Origin of the sequence: Prevotella sp. HMSC077E09, assembly GCF_001814685.1 — a bacterium.
In the GTDB taxonomy this organism is placed as follows: domain Bacteria; phylum Bacteroidota; class Bacteroidia; order Bacteroidales; family Bacteroidaceae; genus Prevotella; species Prevotella oris.
This window is the reverse complement of record NZ_KV817574.1, coordinates 79003-95094: the sequence shown is the minus strand read 5'-3', so window position 1 is coordinate 95094 and position 16092 is coordinate 79003. Positions and strand designations below refer to the sequence as shown.

At 48.0% G+C, this 16092-nt stretch carries 11 protein-coding genes; 3 read left to right on the top strand and 8 right to left on the bottom strand.

What is annotated here, in order from left to right; all coding sequences use genetic code 11:
- Positions 1-13: 13 nt before the first annotated feature.
- Complete coding sequence (locus HMPREF2983_RS13835; RefSeq protein WP_070736586.1) at positions 14-232, top strand: hypothetical protein; 219 nt, start codon at positions 14-16, stop codon at positions 230-232.
- A gap of 116 nt (positions 233-348) precedes the next feature.
- Here the strand turns inward: HMPREF2983_RS13835 and pncB are convergent, their stop codons facing one another.
- The 6 genes from pncB to HMPREF2983_RS08820 all read right to left on the bottom strand — a co-directional run bounded on the left by pncB (position 349) and on the right by HMPREF2983_RS08820 (position 8511).
- On the bottom strand, positions 349-1548 hold the full coding sequence (pncB, locus tag HMPREF2983_RS08845) for a nicotinate phosphoribosyltransferase (protein ID WP_070667791.1): 1200 nt from the start codon (positions 1546-1548) through the stop codon (positions 349-351).
- Between the two features lie 211 nt (positions 1549-1759).
- Positions 1760-2668 carry a DUF1266 domain-containing protein gene (locus HMPREF2983_RS08840; RefSeq protein WP_070667780.1) on the bottom strand — a complete coding sequence of 303 codons (909 nt, stop codon included), beginning with the start codon at positions 2666-2668 and terminating at the stop codon, positions 1760-1762.
- A gap of 105 nt (positions 2669-2773) precedes the next feature.
- Positions 2774-3679, bottom strand: a complete 906-nt coding sequence (locus HMPREF2983_RS08835; RefSeq protein ID WP_070667779.1) for a DUF1266 domain-containing protein — start codon at positions 3677-3679, stop codon at positions 2774-2776.
- 27 nt (positions 3680-3706) lie between these two features.
- Positions 3707-4534, bottom strand: coding sequence for a M48 family metallopeptidase (locus HMPREF2983_RS08830; RefSeq protein WP_371441357.1), 828 nt, complete (start codon positions 4532-4534; stop codon positions 3707-3709).
- 276 nt (positions 4535-4810) lie between these two features.
- Positions 4811-7015, bottom strand: coding sequence for a sodium-translocating pyrophosphatase (locus HMPREF2983_RS08825; protein WP_083316772.1), 2205 nt, complete (start codon positions 7013-7015; stop codon positions 4811-4813).
- Between the two features lie 530 nt (positions 7016-7545).
- Positions 7546-8511, bottom strand: a complete 966-nt coding sequence (locus HMPREF2983_RS08820) for a ketopantoate reductase family protein (protein WP_070667778.1) — start codon at positions 8509-8511, stop codon at positions 7546-7548.
- 251 nt (positions 8512-8762) lie between these two features.
- On the opposite strand from HMPREF2983_RS08820, the gene HMPREF2983_RS08815 reads away from it, so the two are divergent.
- Together HMPREF2983_RS08815 and HMPREF2983_RS08810 are read left to right on the top strand one after the other, a co-directional pair.
- The gene (locus HMPREF2983_RS08815; RefSeq protein WP_004373369.1) at positions 8763-11114 is read left to right on the top strand and encodes a TonB-dependent receptor; all 2352 of its coding nucleotides are present in this window, start codon (positions 8763-8765) and stop codon (positions 11112-11114) included.
- A gap of 271 nt (positions 11115-11385) precedes the next feature.
- Positions 11386-12600: a uracil-xanthine permease family protein gene (locus HMPREF2983_RS08810; protein ID WP_004378139.1), complete on the top strand. Its 1215-nt coding sequence runs from the start codon at positions 11386-11388 to the stop codon at positions 12598-12600.
- An 8-nt stretch (positions 12601-12608) separates the two neighbouring features.
- Here the strand turns inward: HMPREF2983_RS08810 and HMPREF2983_RS08805 are convergent, their stop codons facing one another.
- Positions 12609-13451 carry a PfkB family carbohydrate kinase gene (locus HMPREF2983_RS08805; protein WP_070667777.1) on the bottom strand — a complete coding sequence of 281 codons (843 nt, stop codon included), beginning with the start codon at positions 13449-13451 and terminating at the stop codon, positions 12609-12611.
- Between the two features lie 560 nt (positions 13452-14011).
- The gene (locus HMPREF2983_RS08800; protein ID WP_070667776.1) at positions 14012-16090 is read right to left on the bottom strand and encodes a beta-glucuronidase LacZ4; all 2079 of its coding nucleotides are present in this window, start codon (positions 16088-16090) and stop codon (positions 14012-14014) included.
- Positions 16091-16092: the final 2 nt, after the last annotated feature.

Here is a 16092-nt window from a genome sequence, read left to right as displayed (position 1 = left end):
AAAAGAAACAATAATGAAAAAACGAAGATACACAGCCCCTTTTATCAGGGTCATAGAAACAGAAACAGACCAAACTTTGTGCGCGGGATCGAAAGGAAAATATGATTTGGGAAAAGATGGAAGTCCTAATCACGAGCATGGTAATATCGGTTCAGACGAAAACGAAGATATTCCTGATGTCAACAGTGCCAAAGGTTGGGGTGGTGTTACCGATTGGGAAGATTGGGATTAAATACAAATGAACACTCTCTATATTTATTTTTAAATGGTCTTTCCCTGTGTCGTGCGACAGAAAGGGAAAGCATACAGACGCCGGACATCTTGGGATATCCGGCGCCTTTTCGCTTTCTATATATGCAAAGCCTCCATGAATCGTCTGATCACTTCGGGCTTCCCGGTATGCTTCCCCTGATCTTCTGACAGCTTACACGTGTCATTATAGTAAGGCCAACACTCTGTTATCTTCGATGCAACAAGCTTGATGACGATGTTCATGGGCTCTATTCCTTCGAAATCATTGGTGAAATGCGTGCCTATTCCGAATGAAGGCATGCAGAGATGTTGGGCATATTGCTGGATTTCAATAGCCGTATCAGTGTCTAAGGCATTGGAGAACACCACTTGTTTCGACCGCGAGTCAATACCAAGTGAGCGGTATTTTTCAACGATTTTCAACAGTTGTTCATGGTTATCTCCTGAGTCGATGCGCAGTCCTTTGAACAGATTGGCGAAGTCTTCTGAAAAGTTCAGTGAGAAGATATCCCATCCGAAAGAGTCGTAGAGATAGGTTCCGAGAGCACCGCGAAACGTGTTTCGCCACGCATTCATTGCCAAGTGGTTGGCCATTTGAGGCCCAAACATGCCACCGATAGCGCAGACAAACTCATGAGCCATCGTGCCCACAGGCTGCAGATCGTGGGTCATGGCGATATATACATTGCTTGTTCCGACAAGTCTTCCAGGCCATTTGCAACGCTGTGCAGTATCTTTCAGCGCACTTACCACGGTGTCTTCTGCCTCAAACGAAGCGCGACGACGTGTTCCGAAATCAGAGAATACGCAACCGGCTGCCAACAATCGTTCGGCTTTATGGCATGTCTTGTCATACAAACTCTTGTAATCAAGCTTCGCCGTTTGCCCCGTCATCATGTAGAAAAGCTCGGAGATGATGGCCAAAACCTTTACCTCTAAGAGGATAGTGTCCGACCAACTGCCCTCAAACTCCACGTGAAGATGTCCCGCTTCATCCTGCCATGTCTTCACCCAATCACGTGAGAAACGGTAGCCACGGAGATAGGTAAAGAACCAATGTGGCATGTAACTGCAGCGTCGCTTCATGAAGTCGATCTCTTCATCGGTGATGACTACACCCTCCAAAGCTTCGATCTGACGGTGCAACTCATCGGCAAAGCCCTCGGGATATACTGTGTCGTTGCGGTCGACAAACTGATACTTTACCTGTGCACGAGGATAATTATCAATGACAGCACAGCACATGGAAAGCTTGTAAAGGTCGTCATCGGTGAAGTGATTGATGATTTGTTTCATTATATATTCTTCTCTTTTACTTGCAAATATACGATATTTGCAGAACATACGGCAATGAAACGAGGAATTTTTGGCTATTGCCGTGCATCATTTGCAGGGGGTATATACTCCGGCATATAACAGGGAAACCAACAAATGATAGCTTTAGATAATAGGTGGAAAGCCTCATATTACAGACTTTCCTACCTATCAAAACAGTTTGGAAACATGCTTATTTCTCAAAAGGGAACAGCTTCCAAGGACTCTTCGGGTCATTGATGAGCTTTCTTATAATCTTAGAACTCTGGCCCAAATCATAGCTGTCGGCACCCCAGAGGCAATCACCGATGACATAACTCTTGCCGTAATCCTCCCAGGAAGTGAGTGACTTGTGGGCCTGTTCATCGGCGAAATCAACGTATTCCCACATCTCCTGCTCGCTGATATACTTCGATTCTGCACACATGCGGGCAATGGCTACTAAGCGGGTAGCTTCAAACGCAACACCACCGATACGTGAAAACTCGACCTCATCCCTTACAATTCCCTCTTTGACAAGATTGCCGATATGTTTGAAAGCACGTTCAATCTGCTTAGCACATGCCTTTGCATCGTTTGGATTTACAAAGGTATCACGGAGATATTTCTCTATGGCTTTCTGCTCTTTCAGCTTGAATGCCTCACCGATATTAGGGGAATAGTCTTTCGTGCACGCAATTTTCAGCCCGTTTAAAGCATCTACAGCAGAGTCATGCGTACAGATGTTCCAGTCTTTTTCCAGCCTATCTTCGCGCTCTTCCTTTTCAAGTCCCGTCTTAATGGTATTCAGATAGCCTTTATCAATCACTGCATATACGGCACCCAACAGCATCTTTTGCTGTTGTTCCTTACTCAAGGAAGAGTTCTCATCCATTAGGAAATCTCCCTTAAACTGGCGGAGAAAGCCCCTGATCTTAAAGAAGTAGCGGTAAAGGGTGACGGCAACAACCACTGCGATTACAGCATAGACAATCCATGTAACAACTCCGTTGGAACTTTCGGATGACCCACTGGGCACCCTGACACGAAATCTCAGGGCAAATGCTTGCTGTGAAAGAAAGCCTAACATCGCTATCAAACAGAAAATGATTTTCTTTTTCATAGAACTTATTTCTTTTGTTTAGAATTCGGTTTTTAAGTTTCCTTGTCAGCCATTTACTTACGGCCGACAAGGATTATTCAAAGGTTTCTTTTATTCAATACGTGCTTATTTCGCAAAAGGGAAAGTCTTCCAAGGACTCTTCGGGTTGGTGTACATCTTCTTGGCATGGCCTGCCATTACCTCGAAATAGTTGGCCGTGCCACACCACAGACAGCGTCCGATGATATAACTCTTGCCGAAATCCTCCCAGGAAGTAAGCGTTCTGTGGGCAATTTCATCGGCAGCATCGACATAATTCCACAGTTCTTCTTCAGTAATCCAACCCTCTTCGGCGCACATGCGAGCCACAAAAACGAGTCTTCCTGCATCCCATGCATCCGGACCAATACGTACAAAGTCGTTCTCGTCCTTGATGATTTGCTCCTTCATTAAAGGCTCGACAGACTCAAAAGCAAACTGAACCTGCTCCCAACAGTTGCGTGCCTCCTCGCTGTCTTCAAAAGTATCATTGAGATATTGCTGTATAGCAGGCTTATTCTTCAGCTTCAATGCCTCAGCAACCTGTGGGAAGAAACGGCGCGAACCGGTATTCTTGAAATAGTCCAACATGTCTTTTGCAGTTTCAGAACCCGTGACACCGTAAGCCCGAGACAGCAGTTCCCGTCGTTCTTCTCTGCCCATTCCGGTCTTGATGACATTCATAAAAGAACTCTTTTGGACAGAATAGATTCCGCTCAAGAGCATTTTCCGCTGCTGTTCCTCCGTCAGAGAGGTATCCTTTTCCATACGAAAACTTCCACCGAACATACGAAACAGCATCTTCACTTTCGACCAATGGTTGTATAAAGTAATGAGGAGGAACACACCACCGAAAGCAAGAATAAACCATAATGTAGTGTAACTGCTGCTTACGGGAGCCTCCGCTCGCTTCGCAGTAATCTTGAATGCCTCTGCATACTGCGCCGTGAAGCACAGCAACAGCAGAAGGATTGTTGTTGTTTTCTTTATCATATAGGTAACTTACGATGATGAATTACATTATTTTTTCTTGCCTTTTGCAGCTTTATTCACTACAGGTTTCTCGGGCATCTTGTTCTCCGGACGTTCAAATCCGTCTTTCTTTGCCCGCTCACTCATGGTCTTGATGCGCTTGTCAAGGTCGGGATGAGAAGAGAACATGCGTTTCCACTTGCTGTCTTTCTGGTAACCTGCGTCCTCTTCCAACTTCTTCAGCTTCTCAAACGACAAGGCTATTGCCCAAGGGTTCTTACCGTTCTTCTTCAAGAACTCATAGCCGTAAGCATCTGCATTGCTCTCTTGTTTCTGTGAATAAGTGGCATTCAGCAATGCTTCTCCAAGCTCTCCGAACTGTGAATCTGTAAGCGCTGCAGCCTTACCATTCGTTGAAGAAACACCGTCTTTCAGTGCAGAAGTGAGCAAAGCTGTACGGAACGCATTCTTAGAATCCTTGTGGGCAACGTGTCCGATCTCGTGACCGATGACGCCAAGGAGTTCATCATCAGTCATGATGTCCATTAAAGAAGAGAATACACGCACGCTACCGTCGGCACAAGCAAATGCATTAACGTCGGTAACATAATAGACCTTGAAGTTTAATGGAATGCCTTCAACATTGGTCAAACCCTCTGTAAGCTTCTTCAAACGAATGGCATAAGGGTTGTTGTCGGCACAAACCTGGTTGTGTTGGTCCATCCAATTAATGTACTCTTTTACGTAGTTTGCGACATCAGCGTCGGTCAGTGTGGCAGCTTTTACAGCCTTTGCAGCCCCTCCAACAGCTTTTCCAAGATTAAACTGCGCCATTGCCGGCGTTGTACTCAGCATGCAGAAAGCAGCTACAAGCATGTGTGATAGTGTTTTTTTCATAAAATAATTATGTGTCTTAAAAGTATAAATAATGATACAAAGATATATAAAATACTGTAAAAAACAGGTTCTTTTCTGTTTTTTTTCAAATGTTTAGGCAGCCAAAGTGCATTGCTTTTGTGACTTCGTTCTTAATTTGAAAGTGCAAATGATAATTGTTGTTAATCGTTTTCGGTGACTTGAATAGTCACCGAAAACTCGCAAATCAGCGATACAAATCAGATTTTTCTATACGTTAAGAAATAGAAAAGGGACTTAAATAAAGGCCACGGTGAGCCCTGCCATGACAATACTTACCATTGACATCAGCTTGATAAGGATGTTAAGACTTGGCCCGGAGGTGTCTTTAAAAGGGTCACCGACAGTGTCACCCACGATAGTTGCCTTGTGACTTGCAGAGCCTTTGCCCCCGAAGTTGCCCTCTTCGACCATCTTCTTCGCATTGTCCCATGCGCCACCGGCATTCGCCATGAACACTGCCAACGTAAAACCTGCCGACAAACTACCTACCAACAAGCCCAGAACACCCGCCACGCCGAGCACTATTCCGACAACAATCGGGATAGCAATTGCCAGCAGACTCGGTATAATCATCTCTCTTTGAGCACTCCGAGTGGATATTTCCACACAGCGACCATAGTCAGGTGTGGCCTTACCTTCAAGTATTCCTTTGATTTCCTTGAACTGTCTTCTCACCTCTTCTACCATTGACTGAGCAGCCCGTCCGACTGCCCCCATCGTCAAACCACAGAAGAGGAATGCTGCCATTGCACCGATGAAAGCGCCTACAAGCACCTTGGGATTCATCAGCGTTACTTGGAAAAAGTCCATGAAATCGGGCATTGTTGCCTTCGAAGGATCAAAGGTTTGTCCTGCTGCATCCATGAAATGACGACCTTCTTCCACGGCACGTGCCATGGCAATCTTTATCTCTTCAACATATGAAGCCAATAAAGCTAAGGCTGTCAATGCCGCACTTCCGATAGCAAATCCCTTGCCCGTAGCAGCTGTTGTGTTGCCCAAGGCATCGAGAGCATCAGTACGATGCCTTACCTCCTCGCCCAATTCGCTCATCTCGGCATTGCCTCCTGCATTGTCGGCAATAGGCCCATAAGCGTCGGTTGCAAGCGTAATGCCTAACGTAGAGAGCATTCCGACCGCAGCAATACCGATACCATAGAGGCCATGACTAATCGAATTGGCCTGCATGCTCATGTCGAAACCATTGGCACAAAGGTAACTCAGCAGGATTGCGACAGAGATAACGAGCACTGGAATGCACGTGGAAATCATACCCGTGCCAAGACCTTTGATGATAACCGTAGCCGAACCGGTCTGGCTCGACGCTGCAATCTTCTGCGTTGGGCGGTAGCTTTGCGAGGTATAATACTCTGTTGCCTGCCCGATGATGACGCCTGCCACGAGTCCGCTGATGACAGAAAACGACAGTCCGAGCCAGTTTTCAATGCCTAAAAGATAGAGAATGATGAAAGAAGCTATGGCTATCAGCACCGCACTTACATTCGTTCCGAGTCCCAAGGCATGGAGCAATTCTTTCATTGTAGCCCCTTCTTTCGTGCGGACAAGGAAGATACCGATGAGTGAAAGGAATATACCTACGGCTGCAATAATCATCGGAGCGATGACAGCTCGCAACTGCATGTCGCCGTTCAGAGCAAAGGCTGTGGCACCAAGTGCTGCTGTTGAGAGGATACTTCCGCAGTAGCTCTCATACAAGTCGGCACCCATACCGGCCACGTCGCCCACATTATCGCCCACATTATCAGCAATAGTAGCCGGATTTCGCGGGTCATCTTCGGGGATATCAGCCTCAACCTTGCCCACAAGGTCGGCGCCCACGTCGGCAGCTTTGGTATAGATGCCACCGCCTACACGGGCAAACAGCGCCTGCGTAGAAGCGCCCATACCAAATGTAAGCATAGTTGTCGTGATGGTTATCAAGGCCATATTGCCCTCTTGATATACGCTGCTGAGGACGAAGAACCAAATCGCAATGTCTAAAAGTCCTAATCCAACAACCACAAGTCCCATGACGGCACCACTTCGAAAAGCCACCTTCAAACCGCTGTCCAAGCCCTGTCGGGCTGCATTTGCTGTGCGGCCGGAGGCATAAGTGGCTGTTTTCATGCCGAAAAAGCCCGAGAGTCCGGAGAAGAAACCGCCTGTCAAGAAAGCTACGGGAACCCAAGGGTTCTGGATTTTCAAGGCATATGCCATGAAAGCAAAGACCAAAGCAAGCACTATGAAGACGATACCGACAACCTTATATTGTTGCCGAAGATAGGCCATTGCACCTTTTCGGACATGTTCGGCAATCTCTTTCATCTTCAATGTACCTTCTTCTTCTTTCATCATCGACGAGAAGAAATACCATGCCATGCCTAATGCCACTGCCGAAGCCAATGGTACAAGCCAAAAAACGGTAGGAATGTTCATCATGTGTTTCTATGTTAAGGTAATAAAATTAAACCTGTGTTTTCCTCGCAAATATACGAAGATAAGTCTTTGGTTGTTCGCTTTTAAAGTTATTTAACCATAAAGTAATCCTTCAAACACGGGCTCAACAGCAATCTAATGGAGTATAAATCCGACACGCTTAGCTGTATTCTCTCCTGCCAACACTGGCTCAATAGCAATCTAATGAAGTATAAATCAGCCCGGAAAAGATTGAAGCCTCAGCACATCTTAAAACAAACTGAATAGCAACATGCATCAAATGACGCTGTAACTTGAGTCACTTTACACTGTAACTTGACGCAGATTGCGCGGTAAAATGAATGGAATTACAACGCAATTTGACTGATATTAGAACGTAGCATGTAAGTTGTTGGTTATCAAGTTGGTATCCTGCTGCATGGAACGCCTGTCTTTCGGTATTTCCACTTGCACTTTCACGCACTGCAATTTCCATGCAGCGATGGGCTGACAACGATGGAATGGGGCTCAGAAAATAGTGGAGGAACTGTCGTTTAGGGCTGCATATACCGCTCCACATTGTCGTTGAAGAGAGGGCAGTCGGCCGACTGCGCCTTCCCCTCACGGTAGACAAGTCGGCAGACATGGAGCAGATCGGGCACGTTGGCATGCAGCAACATGATCTGACGTGTCAGGATTTGGGTGGCAAACATGCGCTTCATCAGTGGCGCAGAAAGCCAAACGGGGAGCCGGAACGGGAGCACTTCGCCCCTGTAATGGCGCAAGTTGACGCCCCGACCGGCTACGATCTTCATACATTCGCGCACCGTCAGCACCGCACGGCGCAGGAGATGGGTGCTGTTCATCAGCCTTTCCACACACTCGTCTGCCCGCTTTGGGTCGGCTTCGGCAAGGGCAATGATGGTCGAAATCACGCCGGCATTGATGCTCATATGCAGCCATATCCACTCCAACATGTCGTGGGGGCACTCGCTTTTTATGCCGGATTGGAGGAAAGAACGGGTGATATCGTCGTAGTTTTCGACAGCGGTTCGCTCGCGGGATTCAAGCATAATGTGGTCGAAAACCACGCATTCCAGTCGGCAATCTGCCTTGTTCAGTCGTCCTCCTGCAACGGGATAGCCCAACAGGTAAGGCCTTCCGGTCATGATACGTTCGATATGTTCGCGACTTTCCCATACGCCGCAGAAGAGCAATATCGTTCCTTCGAAGCGGTTGTCGCGAAGGGTTTCGAGTGCTTCTTCAAGGCGGAGGGACGACAGACTGACGATGATGAAGTCGTAACGGCTGCCGGGTGTGGCGCGAGTTATAGGATAATGGTCTTCCGTTTGCAGCCCTTTCTTATCGTTCCGGCCGTCGAGCAACGACACAGAGAGGCTTTCGGTGGCATGGTTCTGCGACGTGGGACGAATGTAATGTGCCACATCGTGCCCGCTTTTCCGTAGGATATAGCCATACGTAGAGCCGATGACACCGAGTCCGAGGATTAATATTTTCATGCGAATATGGCTTTAATGATGATGAAAATTCATGCCGCAAAGGTAGTCATTCGACAAGGAATATCGGGTCTTTCGGCTGGAAAAATAACATTGTTTCAAACAAACAACCGGCCGAAATACCGAAAACCGAGTAATAAAACAAGGTATGCGGGGCAGCTGTGAATTGCTTATTAATAGGTATTGTGAGCCGAAAACGGAAGGCGTATCTTTGCATTTGACAAATCAAACCGTAGAATTTAAAACGCAATCATATGAAAACAAAATGCTTTTTAGGCTTGATGGCACTGCTGTGCACACTTTCCTTGCCCGGTAAGGCGGGCGAACCGGTGGCGAAAAACCGCACCGATGCGAACATCTATGGGCATGTTGTCCAAGCAAAAGACAATGAACACCTGGCCTATGTGACCGTTTCTGTGAGGGGAACCACGCTGACAACCGCCACAGATGCTACCGGTCACTATTACTTAAAGGACCTTCCTGTGGGCAAACATACTGTTGAAGCGAAGGCATTGGGCTATCGAACGGCTACCCATGAGATAGAAATCAGCGCGAATAGTTCGCAAGAAGTGAACTTCACACTCACCGAAGATGCCATCGCTTTGGACGAAGTTGTGCTCACAGCCAACCGCTCACAGACACTAAGGCGCGAGGCTCCGGCCCTCGTAAACGTGTTGGACAGCAAGCTGTTTGACCAAACCAACGCCATGTGTATGGCGCAGGGACTGAACTTCCAGCCCGGTGTACGCACCGAAAACAACTGTCAGAACTGTGGCTTTTCACAGGTGCGTATCAACGGACTTGACGGACATTACAGTCAGATATTGATTGATTCGCGCCCTATTTTCACCTCGCTCAACGGCATATATGGCTTGGAACAAATCCCTTCAAACATGATCGATCGCATCGAAGTGGTGCGGGGTGGCGGCTCAGCGCTATATGGTGCGTCGGCCATCGGAGGCACCATCAACGTCATTACCAAGGAACCTGTGCGCAATTCTGCCGAAGTGAGCCACACAACGACGTCCATAGAAGGAAAGGGAGGCATGGAGAATAACACCACAGCCAACGTCTCTGTGGTGAGCGAAGACGGCAAAACAGGCCTCTATGTCTATGGTCAACACCATTACAGACCAGGCTTTGACCACGACGGAGACGGCTATACTGAATTGCCAAACCTGCGGAATCAGACGCTCGGATTGAGTGCTTTTTACAAGTTTACGCCTTATTCAAAGCTCTCATTGCAGTATCATAACATCAGTGAATTCCGAAGGGGAGGCAACAACTTGGACCTTCCGCCCCACGAAGCCAACATCACCGAGCAGCTCGACCACGACATCAACGGGGGCAACTTGGCCTACGATCTCTCGTCAAATGACTACAAGAACCGCCTGAAAGCCTATTTCTCGTTCAGCAATACCACGCGGAAAAGCTACTATGGTGGCATCGGTGAAGGTTCTTTCGCCGACCGAATTGCAGCGCAAAAAGCCTACGGACGTACCACAGATTTCACTACTGTTACGGGCTTACAATACCTCCATCAGTTCGATAACCTGCTCTTTATGCCATCCGATCTCACCCTCGGTGCAGAGTATAACCATGATGCATTGAAAGACAAAATCATCGGATATAACCATCTACTTGAGCAGAAATCGAGGATTGCCAGCGCTTATTTGCAAAACGAATGGAAGAATAAGACGTGGAGTTTCCTGCTGGGTTGGCGCATAGACAAGCACAATCTGATCCGTCATGCCATCTTCAGTCCGCGCGTGAACCTGCGCTATAACCCCACAGAAAACATCAATCTGCGGGCCAGTTACTCCAGTGGTTTCCGCGCACCGCAGGCATTCGACGAAGACCTTCACGTGGGGTTTGCAGGCGGAGAACGCATCGTTACGCGACTGGCAAGCGGACTTAAAGAGGAGCGTTCACACAGTTTCAGTCTCTCGGCCGACCTTTATCAGACGATAGGAAGCGTGCAAACGAACTTCCTCATCGAGGGCTTCTACACCCATCTGACCGATGTTTTCGCCCTAAGACAGCTCAACACGAAGGACAGCGAGGGTAACCGCGTGCAGGAACGCTACAACGGAAGCGGCGCAAAAGTGCTCGGACTGAACCTCGAAGGAAAGGCAGCTTTCACCTCATGGTTCCAACTTCAGGCCGGAATGACGCTGCAGCAAAGTCACTATGACGAAGAGACGGAGTGGGACGAAGACGCTCCCAAGGTGAAGAAATTCATGCGTACGCCCTCTGCCTACGGCTACTTCACGGCCTCGTTCACGCCACTCAAGAACCTCTCGGCCTCGCTTTCGGGCAACTACACGGGCCGAATGCTCGTCGGACATGCCAAGCACACGCTCGAAGACGGAACCGAAGTAGGGCCCGAAGCTGTCGACACACCGGCCTTCTTCACGCTCAACACGAAACTGGCCTACAACATCCGGCTCTCCGATTACGTGAAGCTGGAGCTGAACGCCGGCATTCAGAACCTCACCAACGCCTATCAAAAGGACTTCGATAAGGGTTGGGGACGCGACTCAGCCTATATCTATGGCCCAGGATTGCCACGTTGTTTCTTTGCAGGAATTAAGATTATCTATTAAATAAAAGACAATATAAAATAGCTGATCTCAATTTGGAAAACACAGCAAGGCCTTTCTCTTCATACTGAAGGGGAAGGCTTTTTATTTCCTGGTTCGGTACATGATCAGGGCAGGATGCACATAAATGAGGGAGCCTGAACATCGTTCTTCTTCTTTGGAAGCATTGTCTTAGCGTTGCAGTTGAAAAGAAATTGATGATATATCACCCATATACGACCTTGTTTTCCCTATTTTTTTGTAATTTTGCAAACGTAAAGTTATTCCTTAATTCATGAATACAGAAAACTTATCTCTTGGGAAAAAGGTCGTTGTAGGCATACAGTTTTTGTTTGTTGCCTTTGGTGCAACCGTCCTCGTTCCAATATTAGTAGGCATTGATCCTGCTACAGCTTTGCTCACCGCCGGACTCGGAACGTTTATCTTTCACTTTGTAACTAAAGGGCGAGTCCCCATATTCTTAGGTTCTTCTTTTGCTTTTATTGCACCGATTAATGTGGCATCAGAGCAGTGGGGATTAGGCGGAGCATTGGCTGGATTGACGGCAGTTTCCGTGGTTTACTTTGGCATGAGTGCCCTTATAAAATGGCAAGGAAGAAAGCTTCTTAACCGTATTTTCCCACCAGTTGTTATCGGGCCGGTCATTATTCTGATTGGTCTTTCACTCTCGGAGACTGCTGTAAACATGGCAAAGTCTGATTGGTTGCTGGCTTTCAGTTCACTGTTCACGGCCATACTCGTGCTCACTTTCGGCAAGGGGCTTATGAAACTCGTGCCTATTATCTCGGGGGTTGTCGTGGGATATATCGTTGCTTTGTGTATCGGCAAGGTCGACTTCTCGGGTGTTGTGGCTGCTTCCTGGTTCTCATTCCCCGTGAAATTCGATACGATTACACATTTCAGTTGGGCACCATTCCTGTATATGCTCCCTGTAGCTATTGCTCCTGTGTTAGAGCACATCGGCGATGTTTACGTGGTCAGTGCCGTGGCAAAGAAGGAGTTTGTGGTCAATCCGGGGCTTCATCGCACCATGCTTGGCGACGGACTTGCCTGCCTTGCCTCTGCATTTTTAGGCGGGCCACCCGAAACAACCTATTCAGAAGTGACGGGTGCCATGTCGATAACCAAAGTGACAAGCCCTGCCGTAATCCGCATTTCAGCTGCGACAGCATTGTTTTTCTCGGTCATCGGCAAGCTCAGTGCCTTGCTTCAGAGCATACCGAAGGCTGTTCTTGGGGGGATTATGCTATTGCTTTTCGGCACGATAGCAAGCGTCGGCATTCAGAACATGATGCAACGTAAAGTCGATATGAACGACACTCGCAACATCATTATCATCTCAGTGATGCTTACCATGGGGCTTGGCGGCGCCGTGCTGTCAAGTGGAAACTTCGCCATTTCGGGCATAGGACTCTCTGCCATCGTGGGAGTTGTGCTGAATTTAGTGCTTCCCAAAATGAAAAAGACAGAGGAGAAGAAAGCAGAATAGCCTTCTTCTTACTTCCCGTCATAAGGGCCGTTGTGCTCTAATTTGGAGGTACACATGGCGGCTGCAAACTTCCCTGACTCTTCAAAATCGGCCCCGAGACTGCGCATGTAGAGGTAACCTGCAGAGTAAGTGTCGCCACATCCCGTGGCATCTACAACCTCCCGTGGCTCATATGCAGGAATTTCATAGAACTTTTTGTCGGCATAGATGAGGCTTCCATAGCTTCCCAACGTGATTACCACCTCTTTCACGCCCAACGCTGCAAGCTGGGTGGCCACCGTGCGTGGGTCTTTCGAGTTGGTGATAACCTCCATTTCGTGTTCGTTGAGCTTTAGAATATCGGTGCAAGAAAGGATTTCTTCCTTGTCTTTCCAATTGACTGCACAGACGTTTTCGCCTCTTACTTCGCGCAGATAGCCTTGTACATCAATCGAAATCCGACCCTTTGCAGACAGATATCTGACTACTTCGGGCGGGAAATCATCGGCCAACAGACTGCCTAAATGAAACACCTTGGCCTCTAAAGGCTGCATTTCGGCCAGCGTAAATGGGTCGGCTTTGGCCAACACTCGCTGTGTTCTTCGGTTACTGTCTGTGCCATATCGGTTTTCAAAATATACACTGTGCAGACTGTCATAACACAGCACATCAATGCCTTCACGACGCATACGGTCGACCTCTTCGCGCGATTCCGAGCCGATTTTCGTCACTAATTGGAATGCAATGTCATGGGGCAGATGGTTGATTCCATGTGCCATATAAAAGGCAGTCCCGCCTGCCATAGAGACAGTTTGACGGGGAGTGATAATCTTGTCACGGGTAATATGCCCGATGCAGCATATATCTTTCATTCGCGATTGATTTTTCTTAGTGTTTACAAAGGTACAAAAAATATCGTAACAGGAAGTCCTTTGTCTTGCTTTAAGCATCTTTGAATTTGTCAACTTCTTTCACATCAGATTTGCAATCGCCTCGAAAAATCATTATCTTTGCCGCAGGGAGAGTGCACAAGTGCTTTCCCTTTTTTCGTGTTATCTTGCGAAAGAGAGGATGATATGCAGCAAATTGCATGGTGTTTTGATATGGAATTGCCTCGCAATTTGTGTCATTTCATCGTGCAATCTGTATCAACATGCGTAGTCAAATGGTGCAGATGATGAAGTAAAGTGAAAGGAATGGCCAGACAACAAGATTGACAAGGCGAAAGAACTCCATTCTCCTTGTCAATCTTTTTGATTATTTTGTTAAATAAACATAAACGAAAGAAACCCTTGGTTTATGCTGTGTAATGAGAGGGAGGCAGGCGAATGAGTCATTGCAGTGGCTTTAAAAGTCGCCGCACTTTCACTGGTAAGGACTGTAAGTAAGGCTTTTTCCCCTTTTAGGGAGGGGCTGGGGTGAGCATTAGGCCTTAGTGAAAGCCTTCTGTTTCTACTTCCCATTCGTCCTTTACCGACTTTCCTGCCTTCATTCCTTTTGCCACAATACGGTTCAATCCGGGTTGAAGCGTAATGTGGAAAGTGCAGAGCGAGATGTCGTTGGGTGTGAGAGCAGGCAACGGTTTGCCGTTGATGGTGAGCGTAACCGACTTACAATTGGAGAACACCCATAAGTCGATATCTCCCTTTTTGCGTTCCGTGCATCGCTTTCCTGCAATATATACCATTGGTTCGGGGTTCCAGTTGGCCTTGTAGAAGTAGTAGGCATCCTTCTTTGTCTTGCGGTCATGCGTCACAAGTCCTTTGTCGTTGATGCCTGGCCGGTCGCCTTCTGTGCGATGAGCAGCACCGAAATCAAACATGTTCCATACGAAAGAGCCCCAGAGGAAAGGCCTGTGTGAGATGATATCCCAATTGCAGATGTGGTAGAAAGTCTGCCAGTTTTCGGGATGCCACCAGCTGTTTGGTTGAGGCTGGATCAGCGAGTCTTGCTGTTGTCTGACGGAGGCGCCGGCTCCATATTCACTCAATGCGATGCAAAGTTGCGGGTACTTGGCATGCATTTCGTCAAGGAATGTGGCTAAGGTTGAGGGCGTAGAGCCATACCAACCGTCGTAACGGTTCCATGCCATCACGTCGGTAATGAAGTTCATTTCGCCCATTTGGTTGCTCGCGCAGGTAGTGAGTCGCGTGCTGTCTTCGGCATGTGCCAGCGTGTTTAGCTCGCGGATATAGTCTGAAGGATTGTCACCTTCGTATTTAAGTTCGTTGAACAATCCCCAGAAACAAATGCTTGGGTGATTGAAATGCTGTCGGATGAGTTCGCAAAGTTGCGCTTTTCCGTTGGCACGAAAACGCTCGCTGTCGACAAATCCCTTGTCGGCATAGCCGCCTGGCCCAACAAATGGGATTTCAGCCCAGGTCACAATGCCTGCCCGATCCATTTGATCGTAGGTGTAGCTTGAATGTGGATAATGGGCCAGACGCACGGCATTGACGCCCATTTCGCGCATCAGTTTCACGTCTTCCCGGATATCTTCCGGCGCGAGGGCATTGCCCACAACGGCTCGGTCTTGATGTCTGCAAACACCATGCAGCTGTAAATGGCGACCGTTGAGGAAGAAACCGCGGGCAGGGTCGACTTTATAATAGCGTAGGCCCAAGGGCTGTTCAACCTCATCGAGCAGTGTTTTACCCTGCCACAGACTCACTTTCACCTTATAAATAAAGGGGTCTTGCGTGCCATTCCATAGATGAGGACGGTGTATGGTGAATGGAATCGTGTGCTTTTCCACCATGGCTTGCGCCTCAAGACGGATGCTTTTCTGTTGTTTGCTGATGGATTTTCCGCCTGAAAACACTTCCACGGCAACCTCTACCTGTTGTGTTTTGTCGGTAGGATTGTCGAGCATGACATCGGCTTTCACGTCGGCCTGCTGTGCATCTACTTTCGTTTGGCGCAGGTAGATGCCTGGCGAAGCATAGTCAAGGGGCGAAATACAGACGTCGTTTGTCAGCAGTAAAGCCACGTTTCTGTATATTCCGCCATAGAAATTGAAGTCGCCCACGAGCGGCATTACATCGAGTTGCTCGGCATTGTTGACGCGGACGAGCAGTTGGTTCTTGGCGCCATAGATGAGTTTGTCGGTCAGTTCGAAGATGAAAGCGCCGTAACCTCCCCGATGTTCTCCAATGTGTTTGCCGTTCAAGAAGAGGTCAGTGGTGGTGTTTGCGCCTTCAAAACGGATGAAGATACGGCGTCCCTGCCATGATGCGGGCACAAAGAGTGAACGGCTGTAGTTGCCTATTCCACGCTTGTAGTCGGGTTTTCCGCTGAGGGCATCAACGGCATTCCAGGTGTGAGGGAGGGCGACTTTATGACCGCTTCCCTTATGCACTTCATGGGAAAAGCGAAACAACCAGTCGTTATTCAGAGGGATAACGGCGCGCTGGGCGCTTGAAATCGTGGTCATGAAGACCAACGAAAGCAGCAGAAACAACCGCTGTATGGAGTTGCTTCTGCTGTGTGTAAAAGAGGTATAGTTGAGCATAA

What these genes read in the sequence shown, in the direction of transcription:
- HMPREF2983_RS13835 (WP_070736586.1), top strand. Translation starts at nt 14, where the DNA reads ATGAAAAAACGAAGATACACAGCCCCTTTTATCAGGGTCATAGAAACA.
- pncB (WP_070667791.1), bottom strand. Translation starts at nt 1,548, where the DNA reads ATGAAACAAATCATCAATCACTTCACCGATGACGACCTTTACAAGCTT.
- HMPREF2983_RS08840 (WP_070667780.1), bottom strand. Translation starts at nt 2,668, where the DNA reads ATGAAAAAGAAAATCATTTTCTGTTTGATAGCGATGTTAGGCTTTCTT.
- HMPREF2983_RS08835 (WP_070667779.1), bottom strand. Translation starts at nt 3,679, where the DNA reads ATGATAAAGAAAACAACAACAATCCTTCTGCTGTTGCTGTGCTTCACG.
- HMPREF2983_RS08830 (WP_371441357.1), bottom strand. Translation starts at nt 4,534, where the DNA reads ATGCTTGTAGCTGCTTTCTGCATGCTGAGTACAACGCCGGCAATGGCG.
- HMPREF2983_RS08825 (WP_083316772.1), bottom strand. Translation starts at nt 7,015, where the DNA reads ATGATGAACATTCCTACCGTTTTTTGGCTTGTACCATTGGCTTCGGCA.
- HMPREF2983_RS08820 (WP_070667778.1), bottom strand. Translation starts at nt 8,511, where the DNA reads ATGAAAATATTAATCCTCGGACTCGGTGTCATCGGCTCTACGTATGGC.
- HMPREF2983_RS08815 (WP_004373369.1), top strand. Translation starts at nt 8,763, where the DNA reads ATGAAAACAAAATGCTTTTTAGGCTTGATGGCACTGCTGTGCACACTT.
- HMPREF2983_RS08810 (WP_004378139.1), top strand. Translation starts at nt 11,386, where the DNA reads ATGAATACAGAAAACTTATCTCTTGGGAAAAAGGTCGTTGTAGGCATA.
- HMPREF2983_RS08805 (WP_070667777.1), bottom strand. Translation starts at nt 13,451, where the DNA reads ATGAAAGATATATGCTGCATCGGGCATATTACCCGTGACAAGATTATC.
- HMPREF2983_RS08800 (WP_070667776.1), bottom strand. Translation starts at nt 16,090, where the DNA reads ATGCTCAACTATACCTCTTTTACACACAGCAGAAGCAACTCCATACAG.